Here is a 14,634-nt window from a genome sequence, read left to right on the forward strand (position 1 = left end):
CGTCGTACCAACCGTCTGTGCTGATTTCGAGCCGAACAACAGCACAGACGGTTGGTACGACGACCCCCGACGGTCCGGCGTCAGGGCTGCGTCGCCCCCGCTGGATCCGCGAGGATGGGCGCATGAGCGCCGACGCCCCGATCGCCAGCGGCCCGACCGCCCCGCCGGCCGACGACAAGGACTGGACCTGGGTGCTCGACCGGCCCTGCCCGGACTGCGGGTTCGACGCCTCGGCGGTCGCGGTCGAGCACCTGGGGGAGCGGGTGCGCGCCAACGCCGCCGCCTGGGCGCCCGTGCTGGCGCGTCCCGACGCCGCCGTGCGCCCGGCACCGACCGTGTGGTCGGCGGTCGAGTACGCCGCCCACGTGCGCGACGTGCACGAGATCTTCGCCGACCGACTGCGCCTCATGCGCGACGAGCACGACCCCGCCTTCGCGAACTGGGACCAGGACGCCACCGCCCTCGAGCGTCGTTACGACCTCGCGCACGCCGCCGACGTCGCCACCGAGCTCGGGGCATCGGCGGAGCGGGTGGCCGCGATCTACGACGACCTCGACCCCCGCGAGCACGGCCGCACCGGACGTCGCAGCAACGGCAGCGTGTTCACGGTCGCGAGCCTGGGCCGCTACCACCTGCACGACGTGGTGCACCACCTGCACGACGTCGCAGGCTGACCCCGGGACCCGCGGTGGGGCCCACGGTGCGGGTGCGCCGGGGGAGGAGCGCTCTGGCAGGCTGGAGGGCGTGCGCTACACCGAGTTCCGAGCCCGGATGAGTCAGGCCCTGGGGGCCCGGGCCGAGTCGTGGGCCGAGCACACCACGATCACCGCGCTGGGCAGTCGCACGGTGGAGGAGGCGCTCGCCGCCGGACTCACGCCGCGTGAGGTGTGGGCGGCGGTGGCGGAGATGCTGGAGATCCCCGAGCACCAGCGCTGAGCGCGGCGCCCGATCCGTCACCGGGATGTCACCCGCCGCGTCCCTGTACGCGTCCGCCGCCCCCTAGGCTCGGGCGGGTGAGTGCCTCCACCGCTGTCCTGGACCCCGCCGACCCGGCCGCGCGCGCCGACGTCGGCATCATCGGCGGCACCGGGTTCTACGCCTTCCTCCCCGACGCCGTGCACGTCGAGGTCGACACGCCCTACGGTGCGCCGTCCGCGCCGATCGCGGTGGGGGAGGCCGCCGGACGCCGGGTGGCCTTCCTGCCACGCCACGGCCGCGACCACCGCTACCCGCCCCACGCGATCCCGTACCGCGCCAACCTGTGGGCGCTGCGCTCCCTCGGCGTGCGGCAGGTGCTCGCTCCCTGCGCCGTCGGCGGACTGCGCGACACCGTCGCCCCCGGCGACCTCGTCGTGCCGGACCAGCTCGTCGACCGCACCCACCGCCGGATCGGCAGCTACGTGGAGTCCGGCGCCTGTCACCTGCCCTTCGCCGACCCCTACTGCCCGGGGCTGGGCGAGGCCCTCGCCGGGGCGGCCCCCGACGTGCGCCGCGGCGGCAGCATGGTCGTCATCGAGGGCCCCCGGTTCTCGACCCGCGCCGAGTCGCGCGACTACGCCGCCGCCGGCTGGGACCTGATCAACATGACCGGGGCACCCGAGGCCGCGCTGGCCCGGGAGATGCGCCAGTGCTACGCCGCCCTCGCGCTCGTCACCGACATGGACGCCGGCGCCGAGAGCGGTGACGGCGTGGGCCAGGAGGAGGTCTTCGCCCGCTTCCGCGCCAACCTCGACCGGCTCACGGCCCTGCTGACCACCGCGATCGGCGCCCTGCCCGACCCCGCCACCTGCACCTGCGGCTCCTGGGCCGAGGGCATGACGCTGCCCTACGCGATCCCGGACCTGGGATGAGGGTGCTGCTCACCGGCGCTGCGGGCTTCATCGGTGCCGAGATCCACCGCCAACTCCTCGGCGCCGGGCACGAGGTGGTGGCGGTGGACCTCATGTTGCCGCATGCCCACCGGGACGCGACGCCGCCCGAGGGGGTGCTGGCCCTCGACGTGCGCGACGCCGACCGGTGGCAGCACCACCTCGACGGAGTCGACGTCGTGTGCCACCAGGCCGCCGTGGTCGGGGCCGGGGTCACCGTGGCCGACCTGCCGCTCTACGCCGCCCACAACGACCTCGGGACCGCCGCCCTGATGGCTGCGATGGCGGCCCGCGGCGTCACACGCCTGGTGCAGGCCTCCTCGATGGTCGTCTACGGAGAGGGTCGGTACCGCTGCGCCGAGCACGGCGAGCGACCCGCGCCCCCGCGTCCTCGCGAGGCGCTGCAGACCGGGGCGTTCGACGTCGCCTGCGACCGCTGCGGTGCGCCGCTGACCTGGGACACGGTGCCCGAGGACGCCCCGCTCGACCCGCGCAGCAGCTACGCCGTGAGCAAGCTCGCCCAGGAGCTGTACGCGACGGTGTGGGCACGGCAGGCCGGTGCCGCGGCGATCTCGTTGCGCTACCACAACGTCTACGGCCCGGGGATGCCGCGCGACACCCCCTACTCCGGCGTCGCCGCGATGTTCCGGTCCGCGCTGGCGGCCGGGCAGCCACCGCGGGTGTTCGAGGACGGTGCGCAGATGCGCGACTTCGTGCACGTCTCCGACGTCGCCCGCGCCAACGTGCTGGCGATCGAGGCGTGTCCGGACCGCGCACCGGGGTCGCACGCCGCCTACAACGTGTGTTCCGGTCGCCCCGTCGCGATCGGCGAGGTGGCGGCGGCGATCGTCGCCGGCACCACCGATGCCGCGGGGCTCGCGCCCCGCGTGACCGGGGAGTTCCGGATCGGCGACGTGCGGCACATCGTGGCCTCGCCCGCGCTCGCCGCGCGCGAGCTCGGCTTCCGGGCGGCGGTGGCGCCCGAGGACGGGCTGCGCGACTTCGCGCAGGCGCCGCTGCGCGACTGATCAGCCCGCGCCCGACTCACCAGGCCGTGCGCAGCAGGGTCTCCAGCGCGAGGGCCCACACCACCTGACCCACCAGGGCCGGCCGCCGCCAGCGTGGCGGCAGGACGACGACGGCGAGGGTGAGCCACGGCATCCACGGCAGCCAGATCCGCTCGACCTCCGCCCGGCTCATCTGGGACAGGTCGGCGAGCAGCACGCTCGTGACGGCGGCACCGACCAGGACCAGGACCACCCGGGAGGCCTCTCGCCGACGCGCGGCCAGGACGGCCAGGCCCGCCCCCACCCAGGGGCCGCAGGCGATCGCCAGGCTGGCCAGGTTGGCCCAGGTCCAGTACGCCGCAGGCCGCCGTGAGGCGAGCCCGTCCCAGTAGCGCTCCCGCAGCACCGGGAACGCCTCCCACCACGAGAAACCCGCGACCGCGAACACCGCGACCGGCACCAGCGCGGCCAGCACCGCGATCGGCAGGGGTCGCCACGACCGGGCGAGCACCAGCACGGCGAGCGCCATCACCCCGAGCAGCGGCAGCCCGTAGGAGCACATCACCGCAGCACCCAGGAGCAGACCCGCCGCGCTCGCCGCGGCGACCCGGCACCGCCCCGTCGTCGTGCCGGCCACGGCGAGCGCGGCCAGTCCCCACGTCGCCAGCGCCGCGAACGCGGCATCGGCACTGACCGCCATCCACAGCGCCGCGGGGGTCAGCACGAGGAACGGCGCGGCGGTCCGGGCGTGCTCCTCGGTCCCGAGCCGGCGCAGGGTCACCAGCACCGCCGCCGTCGTCGTGGAGGCGACCAGGCACACCGCGAGACCTGCGGCGGCGCCGCTGCCGAGACCGATCCGATCGAGCCCGACGAAGAACAGCGTCGCCAGGGGCGGGTGCCCGGCCACGTGCACCGGCCAGTTGTCCTCGGCCCCCAGCGGGATCCGCGAGATCCAGGTGTCCAGCGCGACGGTCACGTCCATCGCGCGGGCCGTGGGCAGGTACTCCGAGCGTCGGGCCAGCACGTCGCCGATTCCCGAACCGCCGCGGATGGTGGCGAGCGACACCAGCCACGCCAGCGACGCCGCGGTCGCGCCGGTGAGCAGGGTGCGCCAGCGCACCGTCTCCGCCCACCGGGGACCGTGGAGCACCCCGATGACCGCGACCAGCAGGGCGGGCACCGTGCCGGGACCGATCCACTGCGGGTCGAGGATCGCCACGATCGGATCGATCGAGCCCGGCGTGGTCGGATCGAGCCGGCTGTAGACCGTCCACCCCGTGAGCACGGGCGCGAGCACGGCGGTGGCGATCAGCCCCAGGGTGACGGCGAGACCGCCGCGCCCGGCCCGGGAGTCGGACGGGCGCGCGGTCGGGGTCGGGGACGGCTGCACCCCGCCACCGTAGGCGCCGCGGGTCGCCCCGGGGGACGCCGGAGACAGCCGTCATCGCTTCGTCACCGTTGTCATCCCCGCGCCGCCGCGGGGGCACCTAGCGTCATGACCATGCCCTCCACCAGGTCCTCCAGCAGCGATCCGGCGCCGGCCTCGTCGGCGCCCCCGGACCTCGACTGCGACCTCGTCCTGCCGTGCCTGGACGAGGCGGCGGCACTGCGCCGCCTGCTGCCCCTCATCCCCGCGGGCCTGCGCACGATCGTGGTGGACAACGGCTCCACCGACGACACCGTGGCGGTCGCGCGCAGCCTCGGGGCCACCGTCGTGGAGGAGTCGCGCCCCGGGTACGGCGCGGCCGTCCACGCCGGCGTCGAGGCCGCCGAGGCCACCTACGTCGCGGTCATGGACGGTGACGGCTCCTTCGACCCCGAGGACCTGCTGCCGTTGCTCGCCGCGGTCGTCGCCGGCCGTGCCGATCTCGCCGTCGGTCGTCGCCGGCCCGTGCGCCGGGGGATCTGGCCGTGGCACGCCCGGCTGGGCAACGCCCTGGTCGTGCGCTGGATGCGCTGGCGGATCGGGATGACGGTGCACGACATCGCGCCGATGCGGGTCTGTCGCCGTCAGGACCTGCTCGACCTCGGCGTCGAGGACCGCCGCTTCGGCTACCCCGCCGAGCTGCTCCAGCGGGCGACGACGGCGCGATGGCGCTGCCTGGAGCACGACGTCGCCTACCACCCGCGTGCGGAGGGGACCCGGTCGAAGGTCTCCGGCTCGGTGCGCGGCAGTCTGCGCGCGGCCCGCGACTTCCGGCGGGTGCTGGCATGAGCGCCGCGATCCCGCTCGGCACCCGGATCCTGGTGATGGCGAAGGCGCCGAGCCCCGGGCGGGTCAAGACCCGGCTCGCGGCCCGCATCGGCCCCGAGGCGGCCGCCGAGGTGGCGGCGGCCGCGCTGGCCGACACGATCGCCGCCGCCGAGAGCGCCGTCGGGGTGGAGCACTGCGTGCTGGCTCTCGGCGGCGGCCTCGACGACGCCGTATCCGGCACGGCCGCGCTGCGGGCGGCCCTGGTCGGCTGGCGCGTGATCCCCCAGCGCGGTGACGACCTGGGCGAGCGGCTGCTGGCCGCGCACACCGACGTCGGCCCCGGCCCGCTGGTGCAGGTCGGGATGGACACGCCCCAGGCCGCCCCGTCCGACCTGCGGGCGGTGGCCGCCGCCCTGCTGACCCACGACGCCGTGGTGGCGCCCGCCGAGGATGGCGGATGGTGGGCCCTGGGGCGCCACGACCCGCAGCACCTGCGCGGACTGCCCGAGGTGCGGATGAGCTCGCCCGACACCTGCGCCGACACGGTCGCCGCCCTCGTGGCGGCCGGAGCGGGGGTGCACCTGACCCGCGAGCTGCGCGACGTCGACGAGGCCGCCGACGCCGACGTCGTGGCCCGACTCGTGCCGGACAGTCGCTTCGCCCGCGCCTGGCGCCGCGCGCGAGAGCGAGGCGCCGACCTCGCCGGCGCACCCGATCCCCGTCCGCTGCACCCCGGGAGCCGAGCATGACCCTGGTCCACCACTCCTTCAGCGAGGTCTTCGGCCGCGCGCTGCACGGCACGCCGTGCGACGTCGTCGGTGCCGACGGCGACTCCCGACCGCTTCCCGTCGCCGACTGGCGTCGACCGGCCGACGAGGCCGATCTGGCGCTGCTCGACCTGTGCCGCGGGGCGACCCTCGACATCGGCTGCGGTCCGGGCCGGCTCACCGCCGCGCTCATGGAGCGGGGGCACGTCGCGCTGGGCATCGACATCGTCCCCGCGGCCGTCGGCCTGACCCGCGAGCGCGGTGGATCGGCGATGGTGCGCAGCGTCTTCGACGACGTCCCGGCCGAGGGCCGGTGGGGCACCGCCCTGCTCGCCGACGGCAACGTCGGCATCGGTGGTGACCCGGTCCAGCTGCTGCGACGCAGTCGCCACCTCGTGGAACCCCTGGGCCGGGTGGTGGTCGAGGTGCTCCCGCCCGGAGCGGCGACGCGCGCCGAGTGGGCGCACCTGGTGTGCGGCTCCATGCGCAGCCGTCCGTTCCGGTGGGCCGAGGTGGGGGTCGACGAGATCGAGGGCGTCGCCCGCCGCGCCGAGCTGCGGGTCGTCGAGACGGTCGCCGCCGACGAGCGCTGGTTCGTGGTGCTCGAGGACCGGCCGTGAGCGGCCGCGTCCGCGCCCTGGTGCCGGTGCGCCCGCCGCGCCCGGAGGACTTCACCAGCCCGTTGCGCAGCCCGGCGGTCGCCGCGCGGGTCGGGACCTGGCTCGGCGTCGCATTCGCCGTGTGCTTCGTGACCGGACTCATCAGCCACTGGGCCCGCACCCCGGACCCGTGGCTGGCCTTCCCGACCCGGCCGGCGTGGGGGTACCGCGTGACCCAGGGGCTCCACGTCGTCAGCGGCACGGCCGCCGTGCCCCTGCTGCTGGTCAAGCTCTGGTCGGTCTACCACCACCTGTTCGCGCCGCCCCCGTCGCTGCGGGACCCGCGCCGGGTGCTCGTGACGATCGCCGAGCGGGGCAGCATCGCGCTCCTGGTCGCGTCCTCGATCTTCCAGCTCGTCATCGGTCTGCAGAACAGCGCCCAGTGGTACCCGTGGGGCTTCGACTTCCGCAGTGTCCACTACGCGGTGTCATGGGTCCTGATCGGCGCCCTGGTGATCCATCTCGGCGTCAAGTGGCCGCTGATCACCGCCGCGTGGCGTCACGACGTCGACGACCGTCGGCTCGACCAGCACGGCGAGGCACCCACCGACGACGACGTCCCGGCGCCCGCCGGCGTGCTCGAACGGCGTGGTCTGCTGCGGCTCACCGGCGTCGCGGCGGCCTCCGCGGTCGTGCTCACCGCCGGTGGCACCGTCCCGGCGCTGCGCCCGTTCTCGCTGTTCGCCGCGCGCAGCGGCGACGGCCCCGGCGGGATCCCGATCAACACCACCGCCCGGGCCGCCCGGGTCGTCGGCAACGCCACCGCGGCGTCGTGGGCCCTCACCGTGCGCACGAGCGCCGGCGAGCGCGCGTTCAGCCTCGCTGAGCTGCGGTCGCTCCCGCAGCGCACCCGGACCCTGCCCATCGCCTGCGTCGAGGGCTGGAGCGCGTCCGGTGAGTGGCGCGGCGTGGGGCTGCGCGAGCTGCTCGACGGTCTGGAGGTGCCCCGCGGTCGCGAGGTCCGGTTCCGCTCGCTGCAGCTCTCCGGGCGCGGTGTCACCGTCCTGCCCGCCGACTTCGTGGACGACGACGCCACGCTCCTCGCGCTCGACCTCGACGGCGAGCCCCTCGCCCTCGACCACGGTTTCCCGTGCCGCCTGATCGCGCCCAACCGCCCCGGCGTCTACCAGACCAAGTGGCTGTCCTCCCTGGAGGTGCTGTGAGCACGCCGCCGACGGGCGCGTCGCGCTCCCGCCCGTCGATCGGGCGGTCGCTGACCGTGGTCCTCGGTGCCGGCGTCCTCGGGTACGGGGTGCTGCTGCTGGCACCCGAGCCCTCCGACACCCTGTGGCGGGTCGGGATCTGGCTGGCCGCCGGCGTCGTGGTGCACGACGTCGTGATCGCCGGACTGAGCATCCTCCTCGGAGCCGTCGTGCTGCGGCTCCCGCGCCCGGTGCGTGCGCCGGTCGCCGTGGGGCTGGTCCTGGGGGCGGTCGTCGCCGCGGTGTCCCTGCCGGCGTGGGGGAGGTTCGGGGCGAAGGCCGACAACCCGACGTTGCTCGACGTCGACTACCGCCTTGGTGCCATCCTGACCGTTGTGATCCTGGTGCTGGGGGTGGCGGTCTCCGCCTCGTGGCGGCTGCGCCGCGCCCACCGGGCGACTGCGGACGGCGGACCAGCGGCCGACCCGCGTGCGGGGCGGGAGGCGGGGGAGTGGGACTGATCCTGGTCGTCGAGGACGACGCGACGGTGCGCGAGGTGGTGGTCTCCTACCTGCGCGCCGCCGGCCACGACGTCCGGGAGGAGGCCGAGGGCCGAGCGGCGCTGCGGGTGATCGGTGAGGAACGGCCCGAGGTGGTCGTGCTCGACCTGATGCTGCCCGGGCTCGACGGCCGGGAGATCTGTCGCCGGCTGCGGGCCGGGGGCAACCAGGTGCCGATCCTGATGCTCAGCGCGCTCGGGGCGGTCGAGGACCGCCTGACCGGCCTCGAGCTCGGCGCCGACGACTACCTCACCAAGCCCTTCAGTGCTCGCGAGCTCGTCCTGCGCGTCGAGGCGCTGCTGCGGCGCGCGCAGCAGCAGCGCCCCGCCTTGCCCGACCTGATCGAGGACGGCGACCTGCGCATCGACCGCGTGAGTCGCACCGTCACCCGCCACGGCGTCCCCGTGGCGCTGACCCAGCGCGAGTTCGACCTGCTGCACTTCCTGGCCGCGACGGCCGGTCAGGCCCACACCCGCGACCACCTCCTGCAACAGGTGTGGGGATGGAGCGTCGGAGGCCACTCGACCGTCACCGTGCACGTGCGCCGCGTGCGGGAGAAGATCGAGCCCGTGCCGGAGGAACCCACTCGGCTGGTCACGGTCTGGGGCGTCGGCTACCGGTGGGAGGTGGCACCATGAGAACGACCGAGATGATCGTCATCCCCGTCGGCGCCGCGCTCGCCACCGGAGGGCTCGGCCTGACCGTGGCCTACCTCGGCCGCCACCGGTCGTTGCGCTGGCAGCTCGGCCTGGTCGCCGTCGTGCCCACCGTCGCGCTCCTCGCCAGCGTCCTGACGCTCTCGGAGCGGATGGTGATCTCCAGCCAGGACCTCGACGCCCTCGTGGTCAGCAGCCTGCTGGCGGCCCTGGTGGCCCTCGGCGTCTCGCTGGTGATCGGGCTCGCCACCGTGCGGTGGTCCGATGCGCTCACCAGCGCCATCCGGTCCCTGGCCGACGACGCCTCCGGCGCGGAGCCCTCCGGCCCCGCCGCCGACCTCGGCCGGGTGGGCGGACCGCGCGAGTGGCAGGACGTGGCGCGTGAGCTCGCGCTCACCCGCGAGCGGCTCGAGGAGTCGCGGGTGCGGGAGCGTCGTCTCGAACAGGCCCGCCGCGACCTCGTGTCGTGGGTGTCCCACGACCTGCGCACCCCGCTGGCCGGCCTGCGCGCGATGACGGAGGCGCTCGACGACGGCCTCGCCGCCGACCCCGCCCGCTACCGGGCCCAGATGCGCAGCGACGTCGACCGGCTGACCCGGATGGTCGACGACCTCTTCGACCTCTCCCGGCTCCACGCCGGCGCCCTGCGCTTCGACGACGGCACGGTGCCGTTGGCCGACCTGGTCAGTGATGCGATCGGTGCCGCGCGACGGGCCTCGCCCGCCGCGGTGGCGCGGGGTGTCACGGTGTGGGGCAGCTGCCCTCCGGGAGCCGGCGTGTCCGGCGATGCCGACGCGATCGCCCGGGTGCTCGACAACCTGCTGGGCAACGCCGTGCGGCACACGCGCGACGGTGGCGAGGTCGGTGTCGACGTCGTCGAGGAGGGCGGCTTCCTCACCATCGGGGTCGCGGACGAGTGCGGCGGGCTCTCGGCGCCGGAGAAGGAGCACGCCTTCGAGGTCGGCTGGCGCGGCAGCGCAGCCCGGACGCCGGAGGTCGGGCACGCCCCGACGGTGCAGGCCGGGCTCGGCCTCGCGATCGTGCGGGCGGTGGCCCAGGCGCACGGAGGAGAGGCGGACGTCGCCGACCGCCTCGACGCCGAGGGTCGGGTGATCGGGTGCGTCTTCTCCGTGCGGCTCCCGCGCGCCTCCGAGGTGGCCGGCGACCCCGACACCGAGTCGGGCCGGGGGGACCGGGCCGCGCACGTCGTGGACTCCTGACCGCCTCGCGGCGGCGTGTCGGCGTGTCGCGCGCGGACTTCGAACAGGTGTTCGTCTAGAGTCGAGCGCGGAGCGGGGGAGATCCCGCTCTCCACAGCCTCCGGGCGGCAGTCCCCGGTCTGTCGGTGGTCGCGTCTAGCGTCCCTCGTGCAGGTCGGCAGGGGAACCCCGACGCTGCCGACCACCCCGGGTCGCACGACCCATCACCACACACGTGAGGACGGAACCACCATGGCTGGAGACCGCGACAAGGCCCTCGAGACCGCGCTGCTGAACATCGAGAAGCAGTTCGGCAAGGGCTCGGTGATGCGGCTGGGCGAGGAGGCCCGTGCGCCGTTGGAGATCATCCCGACCGGGTCGATCGCCCTCGACGTCGCGCTGGGCCTCGGCGGCCTGCCCCGCGGCCGGGTCGTGGAGATCTACGGTCCGGAGTCCTCCGGTAAGACCACCGTGGCCCTGCACGCCGTCGCCAACGCCCAGGCCCGTGGCGGCATCGTGGCCTTCATCGACGCCGAGCACGCGCTCGACCCCGAGTACGCCAAGGCGCTGGGCGTCGACACCGATGCGCTGCTCGTCTCCCAGCCCGACTCCGGTGAGCAGGCGCTCGAGATCGCCGACATGCTGGTGCGTTCGGGCGCGCTCGACCTCATCGTCATCGACTCCGTCGCCGCGCTCGTGCCCCGCGCCGAGATCGAGGGCGAGATGGGCGACTCGCACGTCGGTCTGCAGGCCCGCCTCATGAGCCAGGCGCTGCGCAAGATGACCGGTGCGCTCAACAACTCCGGCACCACCGCGATCTTCATCAACCAGCTGCGCGAGAAGATCGGCGTCATGTTCGGCTCGCCCGAGACCACCACCGGTGGTCGGGCGCTGAAGTTCTACTCCTCGGTCCGCCTCGACGTGCGCCGGATCGAGACCCTCAAGGACGGCACCGAGATGGTCGGTAACCGCACCCGGGTCAAGGTCGTGAAGAACAAGGTCGCCCCGCCGTTCAAGCAGGCCGAGTTCGACATCATGTACGGCAAGGGCATCAGCCGCGAGGGCGGTCTGATCGACGTCGGCGTCGAGGCGGGCCTCATCCGCAAGGCCGGCGCCTGGTACACCTACGAGGGCGACCAGCTGGGCCAGGGCAAGGAGAACGCGCGCACGTTCCTGCGCGACAACCCCGACCTTGCCAACGAGCTGGAGAAGCGGATCCTGGAGAAGCTCGGCGTCGGCCCGACCGTCGACTCCGAGGAGCTGTCCGACAAGCCGATCGGCATCGACGACTTCTGAGTCGCGCCCGCATGAGCGCGACCCATCCCTCGGCGGGCGGGCCGGATCCCTCGGCCCCGCCGCCGGCCTGGCTCGGCGACATCGCTGACGGTGTCGCCGCGTGGACCCGTTCGGCTCCTGCGCCACCCCTCGACCCGGTGGCGCAGGGGCCGGACGCGGACCCGGAGTCGGTGGCCCGCACGATCCTGCTCGAGCAGCTCACCGGCCGCGCCCGGTCGCGGCGCGAACTGGCCGACAAGCTGGCCTCCCGCAACGTTCCGACCGAGATCGCCACCCGGCTGCTCGACCGGTTCGAGGAGGTCGGTCTCGTCGACGACGCCGCCTTCGCCCGCACCTGGGTGGGGGCCCGGCAGTCCTCCAAAGGGCTGGCGCGGCGCGCCCTGGCCCAGGAGCTGCGACGCAAGGGTGTCGACGACGAGGTGGCCCGGGAGGCGCTCGACGAGGTCGATCCCGAGCAGGAGCGCGAGGCCGCCCGCGCCCTGGTGCGCAAGAAGCTGCGCTCCCTGCGCACGGTCGACGACGTCGTCGCCACCCGGCGGCTGGTCGGGATGTTGGGCCGCAAGGGCTACGGCCCCGGGCTCGCGTTCGCGATCGTCAAGGAGGAGCTCGCCGCCCGCGGGGCCGGGGAGGACCTCCCGGAGTCCCCGGAGTGGGACGGCCCCTAGACCGCGGGCCGGGGCCGGATGCCAGACTCGGCCCGTGAGCGAGGAGCGCGAGATCCTGACCTGGTCCGACTTCGGGGTGGCGGTCGACGACCTCGCCCGGCAGGTGGTCGACAGCGGGTTCGAGCCCGACCTGATCCTCAGCATCGCCCGCGGTGGACTCGGGCTCGGGATGGGGCTGGGCTACGCCCTCGACGTCAAGAACCTCTCCGCGGTCAACGTCGAGTTCTACACCGGGGTCGACCGTCGGCTGCCGGTCCCGATCATGCTGCCGCCCACCCCTGATGCGATCGATCTCGCCGGGCTGCGCGTGCTCATCGCCGACGACGTCGCCGACACCGGCCTCACCCTGCGCCACGTGCAGGAGTTCTGCGCCGACCACGTGGCCGAGGCCCGCACGGCCGTGGTCTACCACAAGCCGCGCTCGGTGGTCGTGCCCGACTACCTCTGGCGCGCGACCGACGCCTGGATCGACTTCCCGTGGTCGAACAAGCCGCCGCTGCGGCGTCGCTCGGAGTCCGCGCCGTCCGCCTCGGCATGAGCGCCACGATCGCCCCGCTGCCGCCGGGGCCGGTCGACCTGCGCGACCTGCCGACCGATCCCGAGGCGCGGCTCGCCGCGGCCGGGGCCGAGGAGCCCCGGGACAAGGCGTCCGGGGCGACCGCCCTCGCCGCGCTCGGGCCCGCGCTCGCGCAGGCGCAGGAGCGCCTCTTCGCCCACGGCCGCAGCGGGGGTGCCCGTCGGGTGCTGATGGTGCTGCAGGGCATGGACACCTCGGGCAAGGGCGGCACCATCCGCAGCGTCCTCGGACTGGTGGATCCCCAGGGCGTGGCGATCACCTCCTTCGGGGCGCCCACCGAGCAGGAGCGCGCGCACGACTTCCTGTGGCGCATCGAGCGGGCCCTGCCGGTGCCGGGGCGGATCGGGGTCTTCGACCGGTCCCACTACGAGGACGTGCTCGTGCCGGTCGTGCGGGCCTCGATCGACGCCGCGGAGCGCGAGCGCCGGCTCGCCGCCATCCGCGACTTCGAGCAGCGGCTGGTCGACGACGGCGTCGTGCTGCTCAAGGTGTTCCTCCACGTCGGCCTGGCGGAGCAGCGGGCCCGGCTGCTGGCCCGGCTCGACGACCCCGCCAAGCACTGGAAGTACAGTCCCGACGACCTCGTCGACCGGGCGCGGTGGTCGGACTTCCAGGCCGCCTACGAGGTGGCGCTCGGCTCCACCGGCACCCCGCACGCGCCGTGGCACGTCGTACCGGCCGACCGCAAGTGGTACCGCAACCTGGCCGTGGGTCGCCTGCTCCTGAGCGCGCTGGAGGGGATGGGGCTGGACTGGCCCGCGGCCGACTACGACGTCGCCGAGCAGCGCCGACTGCTGCTCGCCACGGAGCCGGAGGGCGGCCGATGACGACGCTGCCGCACATCGTGGTGACCCGCTACGTCGCGCCGCTGCGCGAGGGGGGCAGCCTGCCGGGACTGGTCGAGGGCGAGGACCTCGGCACCTACGTCTGCAAGTTCCGTGGTGCGGGGCAGGGTCCGCGGGTGCTCGTGGCCGAGGTCGTGGTGGCTGGTCTGGCCCGGCTGCTCGACATCCCAACGCCCGACCAGGTCGTGCTCGAGGTCGACCCGCGCCTGGCCCGCTACGAGGCCGACGAGGAGGTCCAGGACCTCATCGACGCCAGCCCGGGCGCGAACCTCGGCCTCGACTTCCTGCCGGGCTCCTTCGGCTACGACCCCGGTGCCAGCCACGGCGACGACGACCTCGCCGGGCGGGTGCTGTGGCTGGATGCGTTCACCGCCAACGTCGACCGCAGTTGGCGCAACCCCAACCTGCTGCTGTGGAACGGCACGCTCGAGGCGATCGACCACGGCGCCTCGCTGTACTTCCACCACTCCTGGCCCGGTGGCCCCAGTGATCCCGCCCGCTTCGCGCGGCAGCCCTACGACACCGGCGAGCACGTGCTGCGTGAGGCGGCGGCCTCGGCCCGGCGCCAGGACGCCGCGCTGGCGGCACGTCTGGACGACGCGACCCTGGCCCAGGTCCTCGCGGCGGTGCCGGACGTCTGGTTGGAGCCGGTCCCGGGGGCGGACACGCCCGCGGAGCTCCGGGCGCGGTACGTGAGGTTCCTGGCGGCGCGACGCGACGGCGTCGACGGCGTGCGGACGTGGCTGCCGGCGGAGGAGCCGGCATGACGCACGTGAGCGCGGGCTGGCACGCCTACCAGTACGTCGTGATGCGCTGTGTGCCGCGGGTGGAGCGCGAGGAGTTCGTGAACGTGGGGGTGGTGCTGCACTGCCCGGAGGTCGACTTCCTGCAGGCGCGCTTCGCCCTGGACGAGCAGCGGCTCACCGCCCTGCACGCCGACCTCGACGTCGCCGCGGTCGGCGCGGCGGCCGATGCGGTGGCGCGGATCTGCGTGGGCGCAGGACAGCGCGGGTACACCGCGGCGCTGCGGGCCACCGCCTACGGCACGCGGGAGGTGCGGGAGGACGCCGGCACCCGGTTCGGCCTCGTCCGGGCGCCGCGCAGCACCGTGCTGCAGCCCGGGCCGGTGCACGGCGGGCTCACCCGCGACCCCGCGGCCAGCCTCGAGCACCTGGTGAGGACGCTCGTGGGCTGACCGC

At 74.7% G+C, this 14,634-nt stretch carries 18 protein-coding genes; 17 read left to right on the forward strand and 1 reads right to left on the reverse strand.

Annotated features, from left to right (window positions below; translation table 11 throughout):
* Window positions 1–122: 122 nt before the first annotated feature.
* From ACERUJ_RS06275 to ACERUJ_RS06290, 4 genes are all read left to right on the forward strand, one after another.
* Window positions 123–674: a DinB family protein gene (locus ACERUJ_RS06275; protein WP_370247616.1), complete on the forward strand. Its 552-nt coding sequence runs from the start codon at window positions 123–125 to the stop codon at window positions 672–674.
* 70 nt (window positions 675–744) lie between these two features.
* Complete coding sequence (locus ACERUJ_RS06280; RefSeq protein WP_370247617.1) at window positions 745–936, forward strand: DUF3046 domain-containing protein; 192 nt, start codon at window positions 745–747, stop codon at window positions 934–936.
* 77 nt (window positions 937–1,013) lie between these two features.
* On the forward strand, window positions 1,014–1,850 hold the full coding sequence (locus tag ACERUJ_RS06285) for an S-methyl-5'-thioadenosine phosphorylase (protein ID WP_370247618.1): 837 nt from the start codon (window positions 1,014–1,016) through the stop codon (window positions 1,848–1,850).
* Window positions 1,847–2,896, forward strand: a complete 1,050-nt coding sequence (locus ACERUJ_RS06290) for an NAD-dependent epimerase/dehydratase family protein (RefSeq protein WP_370247619.1) — start codon at window positions 1,847–1,849, stop codon at window positions 2,894–2,896. Before ACERUJ_RS06285 ends, ACERUJ_RS06290 begins: the two co-directional genes overlap by 4 nt.
* A gap of 16 nt (window positions 2,897–2,912) precedes the next feature.
* On the opposite strand, the gene ACERUJ_RS06295 is transcribed toward ACERUJ_RS06290, so the two are convergent.
* Window positions 2,913–4,265: a hypothetical protein gene (locus ACERUJ_RS06295; protein WP_370247620.1), complete on the reverse strand. Its 1,353-nt coding sequence runs from the start codon at window positions 4,263–4,265 to the stop codon at window positions 2,913–2,915.
* Between the two features lie 111 nt (window positions 4,266–4,376).
* Here ACERUJ_RS06295 and ACERUJ_RS06300 point away from each other — a divergent pair, with 111 nt between their 5' ends.
* The 13 genes from ACERUJ_RS06300 (at window position 4,377) to ACERUJ_RS06360 (ending at window position 14,630) form a co-directional block, all read left to right on the forward strand.
* Window positions 4,377–5,090, forward strand: coding sequence for a glycosyltransferase family 2 protein (locus tag ACERUJ_RS06300; protein ID WP_370247621.1), 714 nt, complete (start codon window positions 4,377–4,379; stop codon window positions 5,088–5,090).
* Window positions 5,087–5,818: a DUF2064 domain-containing protein gene (locus ACERUJ_RS06305; RefSeq protein ID WP_370247622.1), complete on the forward strand. Its 732-nt coding sequence runs from the start codon at window positions 5,087–5,089 to the stop codon at window positions 5,816–5,818. Before ACERUJ_RS06300 ends, ACERUJ_RS06305 begins: the two co-directional genes overlap by 4 nt.
* Complete coding sequence (locus tag ACERUJ_RS06310) at window positions 5,815–6,456, forward strand: class I SAM-dependent methyltransferase (protein WP_370247623.1); 642 nt, start codon at window positions 5,815–5,817, stop codon at window positions 6,454–6,456. The genes ACERUJ_RS06305 and ACERUJ_RS06310 overlap by 4 nt, the downstream gene beginning before the upstream one ends.
* Window positions 6,453–7,658 (forward strand): molybdopterin-dependent oxidoreductase, encoded by a 1,206-nt coding sequence (locus tag ACERUJ_RS06315; protein ID WP_370247624.1) that lies wholly within the window; start codon window positions 6,453–6,455, stop codon window positions 7,656–7,658. Before ACERUJ_RS06310 ends, ACERUJ_RS06315 begins: the two co-directional genes overlap by 4 nt.
* Entirely contained in the window at window positions 7,655–8,158 is a 504-nt protein-coding gene (locus ACERUJ_RS06320; protein WP_370247625.1) for a hypothetical protein, read from the forward strand. The genes ACERUJ_RS06315 and ACERUJ_RS06320 overlap by 4 nt, the downstream gene beginning before the upstream one ends.
* Window positions 8,149–8,835, forward strand: coding sequence for a response regulator transcription factor (locus tag ACERUJ_RS06325; RefSeq protein WP_370247626.1), 687 nt, complete (start codon window positions 8,149–8,151; stop codon window positions 8,833–8,835). The genes ACERUJ_RS06320 and ACERUJ_RS06325 overlap by 10 nt, the downstream gene beginning before the upstream one ends.
* A complete protein-coding gene (locus ACERUJ_RS06330; protein WP_370247627.1) occupies window positions 8,832–10,073 on the forward strand; it encodes a sensor histidine kinase in 1,242 nt (413 codons plus the stop codon). The genes ACERUJ_RS06325 and ACERUJ_RS06330 overlap by 4 nt, the downstream gene beginning before the upstream one ends.
* Window positions 10,074–10,304: 231 nt before the next feature.
* The gene (recA, locus tag ACERUJ_RS06335) at window positions 10,305–11,348 is read left to right on the forward strand and encodes a recombinase RecA (protein ID WP_370247628.1); all 1,044 of its coding nucleotides are present in this window, start codon (window positions 10,305–10,307) and stop codon (window positions 11,346–11,348) included.
* Between the two features lie 11 nt (window positions 11,349–11,359).
* Window positions 11,360–12,013 (forward strand): regulatory protein RecX, encoded by a 654-nt coding sequence (locus tag ACERUJ_RS06340; protein WP_370247630.1) that lies wholly within the window; start codon window positions 11,360–11,362, stop codon window positions 12,011–12,013.
* 34 nt (window positions 12,014–12,047) lie between these two features.
* Complete coding sequence (locus ACERUJ_RS06345; protein WP_370247631.1) at window positions 12,048–12,551, forward strand: phosphoribosyltransferase; 504 nt, start codon at window positions 12,048–12,050, stop codon at window positions 12,549–12,551.
* Complete coding sequence (locus tag ACERUJ_RS06350) at window positions 12,548–13,417, forward strand: PPK2 family polyphosphate kinase (RefSeq protein WP_370247632.1); 870 nt, start codon at window positions 12,548–12,550, stop codon at window positions 13,415–13,417. Before ACERUJ_RS06345 ends, ACERUJ_RS06350 begins: the two co-directional genes overlap by 4 nt.
* Window positions 13,414–14,202: a HipA family kinase gene (locus ACERUJ_RS06355; protein ID WP_370247633.1), complete on the forward strand. Its 789-nt coding sequence runs from the start codon at window positions 13,414–13,416 to the stop codon at window positions 14,200–14,202. Before ACERUJ_RS06350 ends, ACERUJ_RS06355 begins: the two co-directional genes overlap by 4 nt.
* Window positions 14,199–14,630: a DUF3037 domain-containing protein gene (locus ACERUJ_RS06360; protein ID WP_370247634.1), complete on the forward strand. Its 432-nt coding sequence runs from the start codon at window positions 14,199–14,201 to the stop codon at window positions 14,628–14,630. The genes ACERUJ_RS06355 and ACERUJ_RS06360 overlap by 4 nt, the downstream gene beginning before the upstream one ends.
* Window positions 14,631–14,634 lie beyond the last annotated feature (4 nt).

Source organism: Nocardioides sp., from assembly GCF_964228225.1.
Lineage (GTDB): Bacteria > Actinomycetota > Actinomycetes > Propionibacteriales > Nocardioidaceae > Nocardioides.